Here is a 20711-nt window from a genome sequence, read left to right on the forward strand (position 1 = left end):
AGTTCGGGCATGCCCAAATTAATCAATAACTAAGTCTATTGTTTAATTCTTAAGGAATTATTAACGCCATAAAATGCTTATGTGTAACGCCCCCGAAAATATTACGCAGCCACTTTTAAATAACGTTGAATTGTTTCACTGCCATTGTTGGCATGAATAGGTTTGAAAATAAAACCTGAAATACCATGGGCTTGGCAAGATTTCACTAATAATTGATCGGTAACAGAGGAAAGCATCACGATTGGCACATCAGAACCCAAGCGGCGAATTTCAGCTAAGGCTTGATCTCCATTGAGCTCATTCATCACCACATCCATGAAAATGAAATCAGGCGGGTTACTTTTTACCATTTCAACCGCGCCCTTACCATCATCTGCCTCAACGACATTGGTGTAGCCCAATTTATGTAAGAAGCGTGAAAGCGCTTTGCGGATCATGGCGCTGTCGTCCACCAGTAAGATACGACTGTCTTTGGCTAAGTCAACATCATGGGGGTTTTCGATCCCCACACTTTCTTCACGTTTAATACCGCCTTCGCGATAATCGACACTTCGTACCAATAAATTAAAATAATATCGCCCCACTCCCTCAATGGAAATAGGTACGGTGACCACTTGTTGAACACCTTTGAGGTACTTGTCCATCTGACTTAAATCTTCAACAAAATAAGGGCTGGAAAATCCATACTCTAAGCTATAACGACTATGTAAATCGGTAGAACGGCCGACTATGGTATTCCCCCATTCAGCCAAAGCGTTACGAAGATCGTCAGTCATTTCTTGGTGGTCATATTTCTCGTCGAACATACTCTGGCAAACGGAGTTTCCGATAGAGATAGCCGTTTCTGGATAATGATGCATCATGATTACCCCGTCTAAGTTCCCTGTTACCTCAGAACAAACGGCATATCCTTTGAAACGAAAATCTTCCACGCTATCCATGAAAGGCTCGCCAGCAGTACCCGTCAGGTTGGTCATAGCCTTCAGGCTAGCGAGAGATTCATTAATGAAGGGATAAAGGATTACCTTATAGATAGTGTCGACTGACATAGTACATCTCTTATTATTGTTATTTTTGATTGAGTGAACAGCAAACTACTAAAGCTGGGGGGAATTTGCAAGAATGTTAAATGCTTGAAAGATCATTGTTAAGCCAAGTACATGAGATACGTACGAAACAAGGCCGGATGAGGACCGTCTATCACACTAAATGTGTACAGTCCAGGGGGGATAAAGCGGCGCGCATCGGCTGATACACGCCATATTAAGGTTTTGAGGGTTATAGTTTAGTTTAGCTTGGCATCGCAGCTAACACCGCTTCAGGGCGTATAGGTAAATCTCTCACCCGAGCACCCACCGCATTAAATATCGCATTTGCAATTGCTGGTGCAACAGCAATTAGCCCAGGTTCACCTAAGCCCGTTGGAAACTCGGTATTCTGCACGAAACTAATATCCAGTTCAGGTAGGTTATTCATTCTAAGCGGTGAGTAGGTATTAAGGTTGGTATCCTTCACTTGGCCGTTTTCAAAAGCGGTTCCTTCGAACAGCGCTAAGCTCAATCCCCATAGCATAGAGCCTTGGGTCTGTGCCAGCGCCCCATCAGGGTGAACAACTGTGCCGCAATCAAGTATGCCAGTTAATTTATGCACTTTTACTGCACCTGATTCAACGTCAACCTCTACATGAGCAACACACGCTCCCCACGTGGGCATATCTCGCTCTTGCCCTGATGATATCGCTATCCCCATTCCTTGATTTTTAGGTAATGTCTGTCCCCAATTCGCCTTGCCACGAATATCTGTTAATACTTTGACTAAACGCTTTGCGCCACCAACAGATACGGGTGCTTCTCCGGCATTTTTTCCGCTGGCATCAAGCATAGATAAGCGAAAATCGATGGGATCCACATTTTGCTTGTGGGCTATTTCATCCATAAACGACTCTACCGCCCAACCTGTCCAGCCGGGACCTACCGCGCGCAGCCAGCCTGGCACAAAGGTTTTTTGTGCTAATGGGTTATTGATCGCACGTACTCGGTGATTTTTCAGGGTATACCAGTGATCAGCACCTGCAATTGAAAATGGGTCAAATTTGCCTTTTTTATCCACGCCTTCAGGCATGAACCCAGGCGCCATGGCAAGCGTCGGCCAGCCAGCAGCTGCGCCATGCTCAATACCGAGCAGTTTATCGTCGGCATCCCAGTATGCATTCATTTGTTGCACAGACGGTGAACGCACGCAGTCAAAACGTGTATCGTCTTCGCGGGTAAAAACCAATTTCACTGGTTTACCAAGCGCTTTTGCCGTAAGCGCCGCAGGAACCATATAATCCCCAGCAAGGCGACGACCGAATCCCCCTCCCAGGTAATACTGATGAATAATAACGTTGTCATCAGTATTACCAACGGCTTTTGCAACAACGGGTAAAAATAACGACTGCCACTGGTTACCACAATGCACATGGCAGATACCGTCTTTAAACTCTACTGCGGCGTTGACTGGTTCCATAGTAAAATGCAGCACAGAGGACGTTTTGTAAACTGACTCATGGGATGTCTTCGCATCTTTTGCGGCGCTAGCAATGTCCCCTTTATCCACCACCAGCGTGCCCGAGGTTTTATCTTTAGCTAATGCTTCCCCTTGACTGATGATGTCCTGCTCATTGACGTTTGCTGTCTCGCCGACATCATATTCAACCTTAATCGCATTGCCCGCTTTAACTGCACCGAAATAGGTGTCTGCTAGTACTGTTACCCAGCCCTGAACCGTATCGCTTGGGTCTTGGAGTATTTCATAGCCTTGATACCCTTTTACCGATTTAGCCAAACTGTCGTCGACACTCTTCACCTTGCTGCCGTGACGGGTCGGTGGAATGACCGGGCGCGCATAAACCATGCCTTCGAGTTCAATATCGATACCGTATTGTGCTGTGCCATTGGTTTTGGCTGGGATATCCAACGCCTGGCTGGATTTCGCAATTAACTGACGACTAGCAGGGCTCTTAGGTTTGAACTCTGCGAGTTCATCAGCACTAAAGGTACGCTCAATATTGCCATTTTTGACTACGTCGGCGAAACTTATCGACTTATCACCCGCCACGACTTGACTGTTTTTGGTTGTACAATCTTGCGGTTTAACGCCCAATAATGTCGCCCCCGCCTCGATGAGTACTGTACGCCCTGCTGCACCTGCTTGCGACATGGGAACATACGTTTGAAATACTGACCAAGAACCGCCGGTGACCATGTATCCCCATTTGGGATCCGTATCCACATGCTTAATTTCAACATTGTCCCAATCAGCCCCTAGCTCATCAGCGACGATACGGGCTATTGCTGTGCCAACATGCTGGCCCATTTCAGCTCGGGCAATATTCACCAGAATTTGGCCATCAGTGTTTATTTCAAACCATACTGTCGGGCTAAATGATTTCGCTGCTAATTGCTTTGAGGCTCCGCCAGTGGCGACTTCAAGGGCATTAATACTGGGTGCAAAGGCCATAAGTAAGCCGCTACCAACTGAGCCAATCAAAAAACTACGACGGCTATGCTCAACCTTATCTTTACGTAATCGGGTCATATTAGCTTACTCCCTGCGCTTCGCGTTTAGGGTTGTATATCTGCACCACGGAATCTGATTGTGACGCAACGTCTTGGATGGCTTCTTTGATGCGGGCGTAGGTCATGCAACGGCATAAGTTACCGCTCATGTAAGCCTCTATTTCTTCTTCACTGGGGTCAGCATTGGTCGCAAGTAAACCTGCGGCTTGCATGATTTGCCCAGATTGACAGTAACCACACTGAGGCACTTGATGCTCTACCCACGCTTTTTGCAGTGGGTGCTGGTCTTCCAAGCCTTCAATGGTACGTATTTCAGCATTAGCAATTGCACTAATGGGCAGTGAACAGGAACGAACGGGTGAACCGTTGAAATGCACAGTACATGCTCCGCACATCGCGATCCCGCAACCAAACTTGGTGCCTTTTAAGCCGAACTCGTCTCGTATAACCCAAAGCAAAGGCGTATCAGCCTCAGCATCGGTTGTGATTTTTTTTCCGTTTAATGAAAATTCAATCATGATGAATACCTGTTTGATTAATATTAATGTGTTGGTCCTACTACCCGGTATATCTTGTTTACGTCAATCTAAGCGCTTAGATCACGCCTCAAACGGGTAGTTAAAGTGTAGTGTAAGGTTGGGTCTCTTAACCAAGAAAGCATCGACAACCTATTAATATGCTGTGATGCGTTACAGCAACTCCATACATGATTGCCCAGTGGTAAATTACTTTCTGGAATTGGTATTAGTCTCGCTTAAGAAGATTTATCAATGAGTGTAAAAAAGCCACTTTAAAGTGGCTTTAATCCATTCAATTTAAGCACGTTAAGCGTTAAATTTTTCCGTCAAAATCTGCTGCACAGTGGCGCTCAGGCACTTGTGTTTCCGGCTCCCCCCAAGTGCGATTTACCATCAATCCACGTTTAACAGCCGGACGTTCAGCTATTTCATTCGCCCAGCGAACGAGATGAGTATATTCATGGGTTTGTAAAAACTCAGCCGCTTCGTAAACCACGTTACGTACTAGCGCACCATACCAAGGCCAAATTGCCATATCAGCGATCGTGTATTCATCGCCCGCAATAAACTTGTTGTGGGCTAATTGCTTATCAAGTACATCTAACTGACGTTTTACTTCCATCGCATAACGGTCAATGGGGTATTGATATTTTTCTGGAGCATAGGCATAGAAGTGTCCAAAGCCCCCACCTAAAAATGGCGCGCTGCCCATCTGCCAAAATAGCCAATTCATACATTCGGTGCGTCCCGCTGGATCTTTGGGTATGAACGCGCCGAATTTTTCCGCCAAATAAAGCAGAATAGAACCTGACTCAAATATTCTGGTCTCTGGGGTCGTAGTGGTATCAATTAATGCCGGGATCTTTGAATTTGGATTGATGTCTACGAAGCCACTGCCAAATTGATCGCCATCACCGATATTAACCGGATACGCATCGTACTCAGCGCCGCTGTGGCCTGCTTCAAGTAGCTCTTCAAACATGACCGTGACTTTCACACCGTTCGGCGTAGCCATCGAATGCAGCTGAAAAGGATGCTTGCCTCGAGGAAGCGTCTTATCAAAACGAGCGCCTGCACTAGGTCGATTAATATTGGCAAATTTCCCGCCATTCTCAGCGTCAAAAGACCATATTTTTGGAGGGGTATACGTAGGATCAGACATAATTTGAGTTTCCTCGGCTGTTTTGATGAGTCTCAATAGTTAATTGGGACTGACAGTGTAAAACCAAGCGTTAGCCTAATGGGTTTTTGTACCTTATGGAACAAAAGATGTAACAACATCTGAATTTAGGGCATAAAAAAACCCGCGAGAAGCGGGTTTAGAAGGACGATAGAAACACTAAGCGTTTGCAGGTTGCTCTGCCGCTTGCTCTTTAGTGATGGCATCACCTACGCGCAACTGTAAGTTTTGAATCGCCTTGTCCGTATTGTTCGACAAGTGAACCAAACGATTAAGCTGACCAAGTGACATAAGGACTGCATACGCTGCCCCTAGGAAACCACTTTTATGTAGCTCAACCACTTGCTCTTCACTAAGATCTTGCAGACGTTTTTCGCTCACACTGAACATGCCAGTAATATTGCGCTTTTCGCCATTAGCGTAGTTAACTAATAATTCGATTGGATCGAGTAAATCTAGCTCAACCAATTTTTTAATGAAACGTTGTGTTGCCATTTCGCTGTTTGCTAATTCAGAAAGCAACTGCTGGCGGTTTTCTAAAAACGGGCTCGGCTCGCCTTCAGCGGTGAAAACTGGCTCACCGTCGTCTGTAATAAGTGCGCTGTTTTCGTCGAAGAATACGCCTAACTTCTCACCATCAGGACGCACGTCAAACGGATAACGTTGAATATTCATAGGCAGACAATGTACTTGCCATTTACCTTCATGAACGAAAAGGTTTGAGCCTTTTTCAGTTCCCAACATAGCCACAGAATGGAAGTTCTCAGAATTTGGATCTTTTACAAAAACAACCGGCATTACGCTAGCTAGTTGAGCGTATTCACGGATTGATGCCGCAGCAATATGGGCTTCTTTTGCATAGCCGAAGTCGTGCTGAAGGTTGATTTTTAGATCTTTATGTTTCTCTTTATCAAGAGGGATGTAGCTGATTGTCATAGAGGATATCTCTTACTTTAATGTTCAAAACTGGTTGCTTTTAATAGCCAATTAGCAAACCGACTGATTCGGTAAATTCTGCTATACAGGTACAAAAAAAATGGCTCAAGGCCATTATATATGCAGTCCCTAATGCTAATGTCACAACAGCAAGTATCTTTAATTTATTGAGTGATGTCACGAATGTAAATGAAATATAGTTAAATTGTTCATACACTTGTCAAAGCCGCTACAAAAGCAGGCAACATGCTCTTTATCTTGCTGAAACAAGGCGCCACAGATGATGAAGCGCCTCGAATAAGCTTAAGCTATCACATCTGCGGCGGGACTAACATCTTTACGTACACTGCTAATATATTCCTGCAATTTAGCCTCTGCTTCATCACCGAATAATATTTCACAGGCCTCACGTAAGCCCGGCGCATTAAGAATATCTTCTTGTCGCACCACCAAAGAAATTTTCGAACGTCGACGCAGAAAATCTTCAAGTTTAGTGACCATTTCACGCTGGGCAGCGTGCTCTATTTCAACCCGTAAATACTCTGAGTTTTCAATCAGTAGCTCTGCCTTATGTGGATTCTCCCGAATCGCTTCAAGCATGTTGATGGCGTTTCGCCCATAACGGCGCCAAAAGCGCGACGTTAGCGGCTCAGAAGAAGTTGCAGGTGTTAAAGCATCAAAGTTCATTAACTTGGCACGGTGAAAAAATTCATCGCGCACAGTATCATCTGGCTCGCCATACCATTTGAAATCGGCATAGGGCAGATCGATACCAAACTCTTTTACAATGCCGGCTACTTCATCGCCCACATTGATGCAATCAGTGAGTTTGCCACCGAAAATAGACATGTATTTGTGCTGAGCGTTTTGGTCAATCGCATGTTTGCGTGACAATTGTACCCAATCAGCTTTTCCGCCAGAGCCTTTAATCGCTAATGGACGCACACCACAACGCTCGGCAATAACATCATCTTTGGTCAATGGCTTATCAAGCGCTAGAAGCTTATTAACGTTGTCGAGTACAAATTGGCGGTCAGCCTCTGTGACATGTGCATAAGGGTTGTCTACCTGCGTATCCGTGGTACCTATACAGGTCTTTGGCCCCATAGGGATAACGAAAAACAAGCGCCCATCATCGGCAAAGAAGGTAAGTACCTTGTTGCTGTCGGTTACTTTATCCACTATTAAGTGAATACCTTTTGAGAAGACATGATGATGATCCGTCTTTTCTTCATTCAATTCATTTAACGGGTCAACGAACGGCCCTGCTGCGTTGATTAGGACCTTAGACGTTATCTCAAACTCTTCGCCAGTGATGCCATCTTTTGCTTTTGTTACCCACATATCATTTTCGCGAGTTGACCCAAGTGACTCAACATAGTTTGCCGCAATACATCCATAACTCATACTTGAGCGAATAAAATTGAATACAAAACGTGCATCATTGTCTTGCAGATAGGCATCAGAGTATTCAAAGCCACCGGTGACATTTTGGGTATTGATCACGTTTTCTAGCGACTTGATTTTACCGCCCGTGAGGTAGTTAGGCATTTTAGTAAACAGTCGGCCCATTACCCAGTACAGTAAGGTGCCCATGTATATGAAGGCAGGTGGAAAACGAAAGCCTTTTTGAATACTGGTCAAGAAACGGATTTCTTTCACTGTAGACGGGTAACTGCGCATTAAATGATTACGACTTTTACATAACTTGTTGACCAAACCATATTCGTAACTTTCAAGATATTTAATGCCACCCCAGGCTAAATTTGAAGAGTTAGAACTGGTAAAGCCCGCGAAATCACCTTTATCAATCAACGCGACCTTCACACCTTTAGCAGCGAGTGCCGCCGCGGCCACGGCGCCATTAATGCCGCCGCCAATGATCAATGTGTCAAATGTCCCTTTCGGCAATTTACGGATGTTACTCTTTCTCAGGTTGTTCATTTCTCTTCCGATAATTAAATTTAATTTATGCGTTATTTTGCTGCTTCGAGGCCGTCGTTACTGCCCCAGGCTAATTTTGCTCGTTGTCCTAATACAAAACGATTAATGAACAATGCGAAGCTGATGCATGACACTAAAGTGATTGGCATAAGATGGATGTAGTGCAACGTCGTATACACAGGCGAGAAATCGAAAGTCAGTGAGCCGTAAAGCAATACGCCGAATATCACAGCGGCAATGCCCGCTCTAGCATCAACATCTTTGAACACCAATCCAACTACGAATATTGACAATATTGGCATGCTTAATAAACCATTTAACTGTTGCAACAAGTTAATGATACTGTCGGCTTGCTGGTAAATAGGTACCAGTACCAAGGACAATATTGTCAACATAGCCGTTACCCAGCCACTTAAGCGCACTACGTTAGGGTTATCGTTAACGTATGCCTCATGAATATCACATACGTATAAAGCCGTCGCTGAGTTCAATAAACTGTTGTAGGTTGAAAGTACGGCCGCAGCCATCGCCGCTGCAAACACACCAGTTAGCCACAATGGCATAACATCGCCAACGATACGACCGTATGCAGCATCACCGATATCGCCATACAGTTTGAACGACACAATACCTGGTAGAACGATAATTGCCGGAACAATAAGGATACGAATTGCAGCTGCTGCGAACACACCTTTTTGCGCCTCTTTGACATTAGGTGCAGCCATAGCGCGCTGGGTAATTGTTTGGTTGGTGCCCCAGTAATACATTTGGATGAATATCATGCCGGTAAGCAGTGTTGGCCAAGGTAACGGTGAGTCAGGGCCGCCCACTAGAGTTAAACGCTCTGCAGGAATGCCTGTAAAGTCGAAGTCGATAGCAGCAAGAGATAAGAACACCACTAACACTGCCATGGTCAGTAATAATACACCTGAATAAGTATCAGACACTGCTACCGCACGTAAACCGCCGAAAATAGCGTACACAGCCCCCAGCGCAGCAAACGCAATAGCGATATACATGAGTGGAATATCAACATTGAACATGGTTTGCATAAACAGCGAGCCAGAATAAATGACCGCTGGCATGTATATCAACGCATTACCTAGAAAAAACAACATCCCAATCACTGCACGTATATGTTTGTTTTTATATCGTTTTTCCAACAGTTCTGTGGTCGTTGTACAATTGTATTTGTAATAAATGGGGATAAACACTTTAGCCAAAATAATCAAACCAATAACCGCGGCAAATTCCCACCATGCAAGCAAAGCCATTTGGTTACCGTTCATGCCAACAAGTTGGTCGGTACTCAAGTTAGTTAAAGTGATAGAGCCCGCAACAAACATCCACGTTAAACCACCACCAGCTAGAAAGTACTCCTTATTTTGGCTTTGCTGGTTATGTCCATGTCCACGGCACTTCAAATACGTTAACAAGCCAATTATGCCCGTAACCAGTGCGAATACTGCCGCTTGAACCATATTTTCTGACATCTGATATTTCCTCTGTAATCATGCTGTGTGTACATTGATTACTATTTATGTGCTTGATAATCCGCTGTATACCACCCAGAAATGTGGTAAACACGAAACAAATTTTAAGGGTTAAGACGCCACTCTGTCTTTTGCTACTTCGATTTTAAGTTGAGTGATCTTATTGTGGGTATTACGTTCATTGTGCTTTCGAAGTAACAGATTTAACTGATAAATCGACAGCAACATGGCATGAATAGCGATTAGGTAACCGCTGTCATTTAGTACCGTTATTCTCTCAGCGGCTAGACTATGCAGTTTGTCCTCATCGATTGTGCACAAACCTGCGATATTCTGTGTATTACCATCTTCAAAAACCAATTGCAGATCAATGGCTCTTATCAAACCTAACGACTCTGCTTCTTGCATAAAGCGATTGGTGTCTATGTCCTGTTTAATGCCTGCTTCTAATAAATTTTTCGCTTTAGTGAGATGCAATGATGCTCTACCGGCACTATCGAATATCGCTTCACCCGCTTCAGTAGAGAAAGCGTCACTGCCCTCCAATATCCCTATGGTGTAGCTATTTTCTACCTTGGGAGATTGCATTAAATAAAACGGAAACGTTTGTAAACTGATGGGTTGATAAATCGCATTCCAACGCCCCTCATCAACAAACAAATTTTGCATCGGCTCAAAACTGCTAAGTGCTGTTAACACCCAACTGCCATCTTGCTGATTACGTGAAAAAAACAGCGGAAAATTAGTGGCAGCCTTGCCTACCTCAGGCACCCGAAGACGCATAATTTGCTGGCTGGCGGCAAACTGCGCTAGGCTATTTTCTTTAAGCTTTAAATCTTTGTGTACGGTATTACTTAATTCGACAAGTGTGCTCATGGTTATCTCATACTTTGGGTGCTTAACCACCGCTCTATGTATTCTCTGTGTGGAGGAAGCGTTTGCAACAACTGCTGAGTAAGCTGCTGATTACGATGAATAATTTTCTGCGCGTTCCCTTGCTCATTATATAAATGAGGTTGACGACTAAAATCTGGCTTGAAGCCCATGCCATACAGTACATATTGATAACTGGCAGCGGGGAATAACTCTATAGCAGCGTCAAAATCGGCCGTAATCGGTCCTCGAAACTTCCATAGGGCTAAATCTTCTTGCAATGACTCTGGTATAGAATCGGGATCGGTATGCGCCTGCCAATAAGGTTCAGGGCGCTTAGTTAGCATGTAGTGCAATTTAAGAAAGTCGATAATTCGCGACCAACGATAGGCCATTTGTTGATTAAATCGCTTTTCGATTATTGGGGTCAGACGGGTATCAGGCGGGATGTTATCGGCAATAAACCGAGCCGATATTTCAACTAACATAATGGCAGTGGCCTCTAAAGGCTCAACGAAACCCGCGGCCATGCCCACAGCTACGCAATTTTTCTTCCATACTTGCGCCCGATGTCCAGATTTAAAACTAATTTTACGTACTGGAATATCGTCAGATCTTGGGCCTAGATAACGGCGCAAATTTGTTTCAGCTTCATCATCTGATAAATACTGGCTAGAATACACATGACCCACGCCACGCCTATGCGTTAAGCCAATGTCCCATATCCATCCCGCATTTTGCCCTGTTGCTATGGTATGGCTGGCAATCGGGCTGGTCGGGTCTTCGTATGGCATATGCAAAGCTAATGCTGAGTCGTTAAATAAGACTTTATCCGCTGAAATGAAGGGGACATCTAATGCTTGGCCTAAGAGTAAAGAAGCAAAGCCAGTACAATCTACGAATAAATCACCGTCGATCTGCTTATGGTTAGTCAACGTAATTGAGCCAATAGCGCCATCTTCGGTTAAATTGACCTTATCAACTGTGCCTATGATTTGAGTCACATTTAAGGCGTTTTTACAGTGTTCTTTAAGTACTTCAGCAAACTCCCCCGCATCAAGGTGATACGCGTAATTACACTGCCCCTTGTATTCGGCCTCAGCCATTGAACGCGGCGCTAAACCGGCTTCGCAAACATGATGTTGAAAGTTGGATTCTACGGCATAATTTTCGATGTTTTCTACATATGGAGCAAGATCTATTCGGCCGTAACCAAGAGGAACAGTAAAAGGATGATAGTAAAAATCTCCACTACCGTGGACCCAATCCACAAATTTCCCCCCTTGCTTAAACCCAGCATGACAGCGAGCAAAAACCTCGCTTTCTTTTAACCCTATTTGCTGCAGGGTATTCTTCATGGTGGGCCAAGTGCCCTCGCCGACTCCCACTGTGGGAATATCAGAAGATTCAACTAATAGGATCTGTAACCCGTTGTTATCATCTGTTCTATGCTGCGCAGCAACAATAGCAGCCGTTAACCAGCCTGCTGTGCCGCCACCAACGATGACAATTTTCTTAACAGCCTTTGACATGAATGAATTAATCCGCGTAGTAACGAGTGTGGAGCATTGCGTGTTGCACTCCAGCATTGCTTCAATCTAAGTAAGGGTTTAATACTTAGATCGCCATTAAATAACCTACCTAATAAAGCCTGACATCCTTTATGAGGTAATTTATTTAACGTGTTATTTTATAGGAAAAATGGCCCGCTTAATACTGGCGAGCCATGATGTTGTTATCAGATAAGCGCATCACGTATCCACGTGTTGCGCTTATTTTCAGCAAACTTAGAAACTAGCGCGTACACCAACGGCATATCGTGTTCCAGTATCTTGAATTTGTGTTATCTGATTTGCAAAGCGACCGTGCTTAACCGTTTCTTCACCAGTTAAGTTAATTCCTTCAAAGAACACTGTTACGTTCTCGTTGATATCATAACTTGCACTCGCATCCCACTGACCATAGGTATCAACAAACTCAGGTTCTCCTGTACCAGCAGCCAGAGTTTGTAAGAACGCTTCACGGTTATTGAAAGCAATACGGGCTTGCCAAGCGTCTTGCTCGTAGAACAGGATCAAGTTTTGTGAGTCACCAAGACCTTCTAGTGCGAAAGTTTGAGAAACACTGGTATCAATAGCTGCATTACTGTTAACAACCGTGGCATTAGCTGTGAAACCAAAGCCATTGTCCCAAACATGAGTAATGGCTACTTCGAAGCCATTGACTTCAGCTGTCTCGCCATTTTGTGGACGGCTCACTAAGAAGTCTTCAGATATACCTTGAAGCTCATCGGCAACAACGGCACCTGGAGGAAGATCGTCCGCGGCACAGTTTCCACAAATATTACCTAGCGTGTTAGCTCGATCGCCTAGTACAAACGTTTCATCCCCACGTAAAGTGACAATAAAGTCATCGACTTCTTTATTGAAATAAGCAAACGTTAATGAACTCGCATCAGCAAAGTACCATTCAAAAGACAGATCCCAGTTTTCAGACTTAAATGGTTTCAGTGCGGGGTTACCACCGGAAGCCGTTAAGTTTTGTAAACGAGGTTCGCCGATAGTCGTAGCAGGAGACAATTGAGACAAGGTAGGGCGAGTCAAAGAATCATATATAGAGAAACGCAATACCATATCGTCTTGCACATCTAGCTTGAAGTTAACGCTAGGTAGTAAGTTTGCGTAGCTGCCACCTTTTGTAATGGGTGACGTGGCTTCACTGAACACATTCGCGAACAAAGTGGTATCACTGGTCGCAATCACGTCAGCTAAAATACGCTCAACACCGTCAACGGATGTTGTGGTTTCACTGTAACGAGCACCTACGTTTACCGTCCAAGGCATATCAGCCAAATCGCCTTGAAATACGAAATCCATATACAAACTGGTAACTTCTTCGCTAATAATTGAGAAATCATCAAGACGCTCAGGAGCCCAAGCATTGTTTGCAGCAATAATTGCTGCAGTAGTACCTGGCGCTAGGCCTGCACTTGCATCATTCGAAGCTTGCATCTCGGTGTTAGATGCTAAGACATCAAAAAAGCCTGCGGCATCATAGGTGTACCAAGTGTCCGTTACGCCGCTAAAGAAATTATTAGCCGTATAAGGTGTTAACGTTCCCGCAGGAACCGGTACCCGGTAACCACCAAACAAACCAAACATTTGGCCTAGTTCATTAGTTTGAGAATAGTTTTGAATAGATTTTTCACGGTCTTGATAATAAGCACCAAACGTCATGCGGGTGAACGTATCACTATCAGGCGTATAGACAAAGTCAGCTTTTAGTTCGGTGATTTCATCTTTGTCATTATCGCCACTCTTACCATATACGTGAGCACGACCTAGATCAGATGATGGCAGTCCGGCTGAAGAAATGCCGTCATGCTGAGTCAAAAAGCTACCATTTTCTAGGGTAGTTTGATAATTATTTACGATACCGATAACGGTGAAAAAAGTATCGCCGTTAGACGTATCATTCTCTGCAGTAGAAGTAGATACATCAAAATTGGCTTTAAGATTGTCACGAATATCCCACTCAACATTTAGACCAAATGCTTCGATTGATACATCGCGACTGTTGCCGGTACTTTCGACGAAATCAGTTGCTGCATTTCCGCCTACTTGATCAATATAAGTCGCTGTACGAGTAGCTTCGTCAAATTCAACTGCGCCAACACGCGTTGGTTCATACCAAGCGGCTAAATCATGTTGCAAAGAGTCAACTTCGAATTCAGATAAGAAGCCGTCAAAGGTAATAGATACTTCTTCTGTTGGCGCGTATTGCAACACCAGTGAAGCATTAGTCCGTGTACGTTCTTGGACATCAGAAATATGATCAACGTTACGCGGAATATAAATATTACTGGCTAATACATCACCTGCAGTATTAGAAACCGTAATCCCTGGACGCCAGCCACTGGTGCCGATTGAGTTAATATCGACATCACGTTTTTGGTGAGATAAGGCTAGTAACACACCCATTTTGTCATCAGAAAAAGTATTGCTTACGAGGAAAGATGCACTTGGAGATGTTTTTTCATTTAAATCTTCGTAAGTCCCCTTAAGTGAGCCAGCCATTCTAAAACCATCATAATCAAATGGCCTTGCAGTACTAACGTTGATCGTTGCACCAATGCCCCCTTCTTGAAGTGTCGCATTTGTACTTTTATAAACATTAGCGCCAGTAATGATTTCAGCTGCTAGCACATCAAAACTGAACTCACGGCCCGGGTTTTCAGTCGCAAGTTGACGGCCATTAACCAATACATTGTTAAATTGAGGGCCGAAACCACGAACTGTAACGAACTGCCCTTCACCGCCACTACGGTCAATTGAAACCCCCGTAATACGCTGTAAAGATTCAGCCACGTTCAAATCTGGGAATTTACCCAAATCTTCGGCTGCGATGCCATCAGATACGATTAATGATTCTTTTTTATCTGACATGGCGCGTTTTAAGCTGCTGACAATGCCGCGAACCTGAATCACTTCAAGGTTACTATCGTCGCTTGCTTCTTGTGCTGATGCTTGCATAGCTAAACCAGCAACAGTAGGTACTAATAGGGCGGTTTTTACTGCCGACCAGATGTATGATTTTTTCATGGGATGTGCCCCGTTTGTGTCCTGTTAATATGATGTGTTCTTTGTTTTTTTGGCGCTTTGCAAGTTTACCGTTCCACTCAAACTACTCGCATAACTATAGGATCATGCCACTCAGCTTTCCTACTGATATGTATGTTAAATAGTATTAATACAATTTGTCAACATATGTGCAACATGGTTAAGGTGTAAAATACTATTTATCGTAAAAAATAAAAATGGTTGAAAAGCAGCTATAAACTTGTTGTTTTTCATCTGGTTGAGGAAAAATAAAGACGACATTAATGTACTCAATCAAAAACAATCTTTAACAGCATAGTCACTAATTATTAGAACGCTTTTGGCTTGAGTTAATTAAAAGTAAAATTTACGTGATCCTTGAATTTAGTGTGCTCTGACGCTGACTATGCACATTAAAAATATCAAACAAGCTTCACGGAATGTTACCGAAAGTTAAATAATACTATTTATATGCTTTTAAAACCGAGTAAAATGTCCTATTCACTTTATTCTGAACAAATTTACTTTATTTAAGGACCCTATATGACGCAACATGCAGCACAATTCATTGCCCTTCATGGGCAAAAGAGCAGCCTAGTTTTAGACGTCGGGTATGAAACACCACAAATAATTTACTGGCGCGCTAAGCTGTCAGAACAATCCACTGGCGATATGATGCGCGCGCTTCGCTTACGTCAAGAAGCGCCAGTCTCCCCAATCGTTGAACTTGACCTATGCATCACACCTACATCTGGCCAAGGCTTTACTGGGTTACCAGGGCTAAGTTTGCATGGCGGCAGCGACCAGTGGGCTGCGAACCCTAAGTTAAAGAAAGTGACACAGAATAATGAATACAGCGTCACGCTTACCAGCATAGATGCCGCTCGCGGTGTTGAAGTCGTTGTCACCATAAAACTAGACCAAGACACAGATGTACTGACATTTGATACCGCTTTAAATAACATCACTGAGCAAACCATCACGCTTGACTGGTGCGCAGCAGCCACTATTCCAACCCCAGCGGACTTTGATCAAATTATCGGCTTTGAAGGCCATTGGGCGGGTGAGTTTCAACAACACTCGCTGGATAAATTCTTTGGCTCATACGTGCGCGAAAATCGTCGTGGCAAAACCTCACACGACAGCTATCCAGCCCTATTGTTGCACCCTAAAACCACCAATCAAGCTCAAGGTGAAGCCTATGGTTTTCATTTAGGTTGGAGTGGCAATCACAAAATCGTCGCTGAAAAAATGGCTGATGGTCGCTCTTATGTGCAGATGGGCGAGTTGTTATTTCCAGGTGAAATAGTGTTAAGTAAAAATCACAGTTACCAGACGCCGACTCTGTTTGCCAGTTACACAGACCAAGGCTTATCAGCTTTATCTCAGCAGTTTCATCAATATGTGCGCACGCATATCATTCGCCAAAGCGTGCACGACAAACCTCGACCGGTGCATTACAACACTTGGGAAGGCATCTACTTCAACCACGACGTAGACACACTGAAAGACTTGGCCGAAAGAGCCGCAGAAATGGGCGCCGAGCGTTTTGTATTAGATGATGGTTGGTTTATTGGCCGTAACGATGACACAGCAGGGTTAGGAGACTGGTACGTGGACAAAGCGTTTTACCCAGAAGGGTTAACGCCTGTTATTGATCATGTCAAAGCCCAAGGCTTAGAATTTGGCTTGTGGTTCGAGCCAGAAATGGTCAACCCAGATAGTGACCTATACCGCCAGCACCCTGAGTGGGTGTTAGGCAACGAAGTCGCCAAGCAGATAGACTGCCGTAATCAATTGGTGCTCGATTTATCTCGCCCAGAAGTATTCGAATATTTGTTCGAGCGTTTAGACTCTTTGTTATCAGAATACGATATTAGCTACGTAAAATGGGACATGAATCGTGATTTGAACCATCAAGGCAACCATAGCGGTAAGCCTGGTGGCCATAATCAAATACATGCGGTCTATCGCTTATTGGATAAAATTCGTGAAGCCCATCCGCAAGTGGAAGTTGAAAGCTGTGCATCGGGTGGCGGTCGTGCTGACTATGGCGTACTGGCGCGCACTGACCGCGTATGGACTTCAGATTCTAACGACGCACTTGAGCGTCTCAAAATTCAAAATGGTTTCTCGTATTTCTTGCCTTCAGAGCTAATGGGCTCACACGTAGGCCCAAGAGAGTGTCACATTACCCACCGCACTGTTTCAATGGAAATGCGCGCTTCAGTGACCTTGTTCGGCCACATGGGCATGGAAATGGATTTACGTGAGCTAACAGATGCCGAGAAAGTCGAGCTCAAAGCTATGACCGACTTATACAAACAACATCGTGCATTAGTGCACAGCGGCGATTTGTTCCGCTTAGAGCTTCCGGCCTATATGAATGGGCTAGGTATCGTTGCCAAAGACAAGTCACAAGCACTGTTCTCGTACAGTTTGGTGGCATGCAGCTCGGCCACCTTACCCGATCAATATAAGTTTGCAGGTTTAGACAAGAACGGCCAATACAAGCTCGATATCATTTGGCCAATAAAGAACACTGACAAATGGCCAAAATCTGGTCTGTTTGGTTTCGCTAATCACCTTGGTGCTGTTGATGGTCACGTCTTTAGTGGTGAATTATTGATGCAATTGGGTATGCAAATGCCATTGTTGACGCCGCAAAGCAGTTTGTTGTTCCATCTTACAAAAGTGTAACGCATTAGATTTGTGCCGCGCTTGCTGATTTGGCTAGCGCGGTTTCCATTTCCTTCTGACTCTAACTTCCTCTACGCTAGTATGCTATTTTTCCAATTTAGTAAATTCGCTCTGCTATTTTCACGCTGAGATATACACGCCCACGTATTACCTCATGCTTTACATTACCCTAGCTTCCTTTATACCATCACTGAATACGCTGAAGTGTATAAAGCGTATCAGGGGATATGCCTAGCGGGTAAATCGCCTGCGCGAGTAAGTGCAAAAGCAATAAAAACACACTAAATAAAAATTCAAACAAAGGAACGACATGAACACCTTACATAGAACTGCATTATTTATTGCCTGCACACTGGCTTTTTCGAGCCCGGTGAGCGCAGCCTATCAGGCGTCAGAAAAGGCAACTCAGCTAGCCCAAGACACCATTCTGATAGATTCGCATATAGATGTGCCCTATCGCGTCAGTGAAAAATGGGTCGATGTTACACAGGCCACTGATGGCGGCGACTTTGACTATCCACGAGCAAAAGCAGGTGGTTTAAATGCACCTTTTATGTCTATTTATGTGCCCGCCAGCCTTGATGATTCTGATGAGTCCACTGCGCTTGCCCATAAACTGATTGATTATGTAGAGGCGATTGTCGGGCGTGCACCGGATAAATTTGCGATTGCGAAAAGCGTTGCGGATGTAAGAGAGCAGTTTAAACAAGGTTTGATTTCACTGCCCATGGGGATGGAGAATGGCTCTCCTATTCAAGGTAACTTGGATAATCTTAAAACATTTCATGAGCGCGGTATTCGCTATATCACCCTCGCTCATTCCCAAAGCAACCATATTGCTGACTCATCTTACGATATCCGACGTAAATGGAAGGGCTTGAGCCCTTTTGGTAAAACCTTGGTCGAAGAAATGAATAACATAGGCGTAATGGTAGATATTTCGCACGTATCTGATAAAGCATTCTATCAAGCTATCGAAGTGAGCAAGGTGCCTGTTATCGCTTCTCACTCTTCATTACGTAAGTTCACCCCAGGCTTCGAACGTAATATGGACGATGACATGATCAAAGCCCTAGGTGATAACGGCGGTGTCATTCAAATCAACTTTGGCTCTACTTTTGTCAGTAAAATTTCACAAAACTGGCGTAATCAGATGACGGCTAAGCGTAAAGCGCTTGTGGAAAAAGAAGGTAAAGACAGTCCATTAGTCACTGCTTTTGATGAAGAATACACGGCTAAAAACCCGTTCCCGTTCGCCAACGTGGATACCGTGCTAGATCACATTGACCACGTAGTCGAACTTATCGGCATTGACCATGTGGGTATTGGTTCAGATTATGACGGTGTAGGTGACTCATTGCCAGAAGGCTTGAAGGACGTGTCTACCTATCCCAATTTGGTACAAGGTTTAATGGATCGAGATTACTCACAAGCGGATATCAAGAAAATACTAAGTGGTAATTTCTTACGTGTTTGGCAAGCAGTGGAAACTTACGCAGAACAGCATTAATTAACTTACGCATAATAAAAAGCCCGTTTACGACTCGCTGAACGGGCTTTGTAATGAATTAGCTTTTATTCAATCCAATATTGTCTGACTAAATACCCTAACCCTACTTGGCGTTTTTGCCGCGGTAAAAGCGAATTCCTGTTGCCCAGCGATCAGCGAACCCTGGCCATGCCTCGCTAAGTTTACCGTCACTATCTTTCATCTGAGTAGCATTGTCGCGCGTGGGTAAGTAGGCGCATTTGCTCTGGTCATTTTTCACGAAACAATCTAAAAATGCCAAACTCATGTGTTCATTGATGCGGTTAAGCTGCTCGTTGTCCCAACTAGGCTCAATGTAATGGCCTAGGTCAGCGTCAGTTTCATATGCCACTTTAGGTGCTGGATGTGGCGCAATGTTATGCCGTGCATTTTCAAACACCATCAGATACTTGTTATCACTACCGGTTTGTTCAAAAAGTTTTTTAACACCGTCTTCATAGCCGGATACATCATCCTGATCCCCTGATACATAAAGACTTGGAACCGTAATATTCGCCATCGATTTCGCATCATGTACAGAGGTTTCACCGCCCCAAGGTGCGAAAGCAATCATCGCTTTCCAGCGAGGGTCCACTGACTCCCGTCCCCCATTGCAACTATTAAATACCGGCAATAGTTGTTTGGCCGCATCTTCAGGGAAACCCAGACGTTGTAACCCCTCTTGATGAAAGTCGTAGCAGGCACCAATAGTATTGATTGCACCAAAGCCGCCCATGGAATAGCCAATGACTGCTGCATCGTCGGTATCAGCGATCTTAGCGATGTCTGAACTGTCTTGGCTAAAATAATCGAGCACAAATTGCTGGTCCCTCGCCCGGTTTATTAAAGTGCTAGGAAAACCAGAGAAACCTGAATTTACGAAATCTACATCCCCAGTGGTCGAGTCTGTATGGTCAATACCTACAACGATATAGCCATGACTGGCTAGATGTTCACCAAGATAATACATGATCGTTCGATAGCCAGTATAACCATGAGACAGCACAACCAAAGGAAATTGACCTGATGCTTGAGGAGCAGCGTTTCGATGAGCCGTACCTATTAAGCTAAAGGGCTTGTGCAGACGCGTGACGTTTTCATAAGTAGCAGTTGAGGCTTCAGTCGCTTTAGGATCGGCTGGATACCACACCTCTAAGGTCAGTGGGCGGTCTTTACGTGATGTAAACGTCTGTGTATCAAGTTGCTTTTCGTGGGTTACGTTGAGCGTTTGCACACCAACTGTGTATTGCCCTGCAAATGCAAGTTCCGGTGTGATAGATGGCTGGACAGTATATAGCTGTTCGTCCGCTTGAACGAGGCAACTTACCGATATAATGGTCAGTGCTGTGAGGAGTGCAGTAGAATTAAATATCTTCATTTT

General features: G+C 44.3%; 13 protein-coding genes. 2 read left to right on the top strand and 11 right to left on the bottom strand.

What is annotated here, in order from left to right:
• Window positions 1-101: 101 nt before the first annotated feature.
• The 10 genes from AC0VYA_RS18590 to AC0VYA_RS18635 all read right to left on the bottom strand — a co-directional run bounded on the left by AC0VYA_RS18590 (window position 102) and on the right by AC0VYA_RS18635 (window position 15105).
• Window positions 102-1049, bottom strand: a complete 948-nt coding sequence (locus AC0VYA_RS18590) for a response regulator (RefSeq protein ID WP_475489257.1) — start codon at window positions 1047-1049, stop codon at window positions 102-104.
• Window positions 1050-1290: 241 nt separating this feature from the next.
• Entirely contained in the window at window positions 1291-3579 is a 2289-nt protein-coding gene (locus AC0VYA_RS18595) for a xanthine dehydrogenase family protein molybdopterin-binding subunit (RefSeq protein WP_475489258.1), read from the bottom strand.
• A 1-nt stretch (window position 3580) separates the two neighbouring features.
• Entirely contained in the window at window positions 3581-4078 is a 498-nt protein-coding gene (locus AC0VYA_RS18600) for a 2Fe-2S iron-sulfur cluster-binding protein (RefSeq protein ID WP_473476156.1), read from the bottom strand.
• A gap of 313 nt (window positions 4079-4391) precedes the next feature.
• Entirely contained in the window at window positions 4392-5240 is an 849-nt protein-coding gene (gene yghU / locus AC0VYA_RS18605; protein ID WP_475489259.1) for a glutathione-dependent disulfide-bond oxidoreductase, read from the bottom strand.
• A 177-nt stretch (window positions 5241-5417) separates the two neighbouring features.
• Window positions 5418-6194 carry a SapC family protein gene (locus AC0VYA_RS18610; protein WP_011576405.1) on the bottom strand — a complete coding sequence of 259 codons (777 nt, stop codon included), beginning with the start codon at window positions 6192-6194 and terminating at the stop codon, window positions 5418-5420.
• Between the two features lie 303 nt (window positions 6195-6497).
• On the bottom strand, window positions 6498-8138 hold the full coding sequence (locus AC0VYA_RS18615; RefSeq protein WP_011576406.1) for a glycerol-3-phosphate dehydrogenase/oxidase: 1641 nt from the start codon (window positions 8136-8138) through the stop codon (window positions 6498-6500).
• Between the two features lie 32 nt (window positions 8139-8170).
• Window positions 8171-9631, bottom strand: a complete 1461-nt coding sequence (locus AC0VYA_RS18620) for an SLC5 family protein (protein ID WP_011576407.1) — start codon at window positions 9629-9631, stop codon at window positions 8171-8173.
• Window positions 9632-9742: 111 nt separating this feature from the next.
• Window positions 9743-10507 (bottom strand): SapC family protein, encoded by a 765-nt coding sequence (locus AC0VYA_RS18625; RefSeq protein ID WP_475489260.1) that lies wholly within the window; start codon window positions 10505-10507, stop codon window positions 9743-9745.
• A 2-nt stretch (window positions 10508-10509) separates the two neighbouring features.
• Window positions 10510-12036, bottom strand: a complete 1527-nt coding sequence (locus AC0VYA_RS18630) for a tryptophan halogenase family protein (RefSeq protein ID WP_475489261.1) — start codon at window positions 12034-12036, stop codon at window positions 10510-10512.
• A gap of 255 nt (window positions 12037-12291) precedes the next feature.
• Complete coding sequence (locus AC0VYA_RS18635; protein ID WP_475489262.1) at window positions 12292-15105, bottom strand: TonB-dependent receptor; 2814 nt, start codon at window positions 15103-15105, stop codon at window positions 12292-12294.
• 540 nt (window positions 15106-15645) lie between these two features.
• Between AC0VYA_RS18635 and AC0VYA_RS18640 the strand changes: the two genes are divergently transcribed.
• Together AC0VYA_RS18640 and AC0VYA_RS18645 are read left to right on the top strand one after the other, a co-directional pair.
• Window positions 15646-17802 carry an alpha-galactosidase gene (locus tag AC0VYA_RS18640; protein WP_475489263.1) on the top strand — a complete coding sequence of 719 codons (2157 nt, stop codon included), beginning with the start codon at window positions 15646-15648 and terminating at the stop codon, window positions 17800-17802.
• A 310-nt stretch (window positions 17803-18112) separates the two neighbouring features.
• Entirely contained in the window at window positions 18113-19312 is a 1200-nt protein-coding gene (locus AC0VYA_RS18645; protein WP_475489264.1) for a dipeptidase, read from the top strand.
• A gap of 103 nt (window positions 19313-19415) precedes the next feature.
• Here AC0VYA_RS18645 and AC0VYA_RS18650 read toward each other — a convergent pair whose 3' ends face one another.
• Window positions 19416-20708: an alpha/beta hydrolase family protein gene (locus tag AC0VYA_RS18650; RefSeq protein ID WP_475489265.1), complete on the bottom strand. Its 1293-nt coding sequence runs from the start codon at window positions 20706-20708 to the stop codon at window positions 19416-19418.
• Window positions 20709-20711 lie beyond the last annotated feature (3 nt).

It is taken from the genome of Paraglaciecola sp. QJM3NY_14 (assembly GCF_056173245.1).

Coding starts and splice junctions, on each gene's coding strand:
- AC0VYA_RS18590 (WP_475489257.1), bottom strand. CDS start 1,049: ATGTCAGTCGACACTATCTATAAGGTAATCCTTTATCCCTTCATTAAT.
- AC0VYA_RS18595 (WP_475489258.1), bottom strand. CDS start 3,579: ATGACCCGATTACGTAAAGATAAGGTTGAGCATAGCCGTCGTAGTTTT.
- AC0VYA_RS18600 (WP_473476156.1), bottom strand. CDS start 4,078: ATGATTGAATTTTCATTAAACGGAAAAAAAATCACAACCGATGCTGAG.
- yghU (WP_475489259.1), bottom strand. CDS start 5,240: ATGTCTGATCCTACGTATACCCCTCCAAAAATATGGTCTTTTGACGCT.
- AC0VYA_RS18610 (WP_011576405.1), bottom strand. CDS start 6,194: ATGACAATCAGCTACATCCCTCTTGATAAAGAGAAACATAAAGATCTA.
- AC0VYA_RS18615 (WP_011576406.1), bottom strand. CDS start 8,138: ATGAACAACCTGAGAAAGAGTAACATCCGTAAATTGCCGAAAGGGACA.
- AC0VYA_RS18620 (WP_011576407.1), bottom strand. CDS start 9,631: ATGTCAGAAAATATGGTTCAAGCGGCAGTATTCGCACTGGTTACGGGC.
- AC0VYA_RS18625 (WP_475489260.1), bottom strand. CDS start 10,507: ATGAGCACACTTGTCGAATTAAGTAATACCGTACACAAAGATTTAAAG.
- AC0VYA_RS18630 (WP_475489261.1), bottom strand. CDS start 12,036: ATGTCAAAGGCTGTTAAGAAAATTGTCATCGTTGGTGGCGGCACAGCA.
- AC0VYA_RS18635 (WP_475489262.1), bottom strand. CDS start 15,105: ATGAAAAAATCATACATCTGGTCGGCAGTAAAAACCGCCCTATTAGTA.
- AC0VYA_RS18640 (WP_475489263.1), top strand. CDS start 15,646: ATGACGCAACATGCAGCACAATTCATTGCCCTTCATGGGCAAAAGAGC.
- AC0VYA_RS18645 (WP_475489264.1), top strand. CDS start 18,113: ATGAACACCTTACATAGAACTGCATTATTTATTGCCTGCACACTGGCT.
- AC0VYA_RS18650 (WP_475489265.1), bottom strand. CDS start 20,708: ATGAAGATATTTAATTCTACTGCACTCCTCACAGCACTGACCATTATA.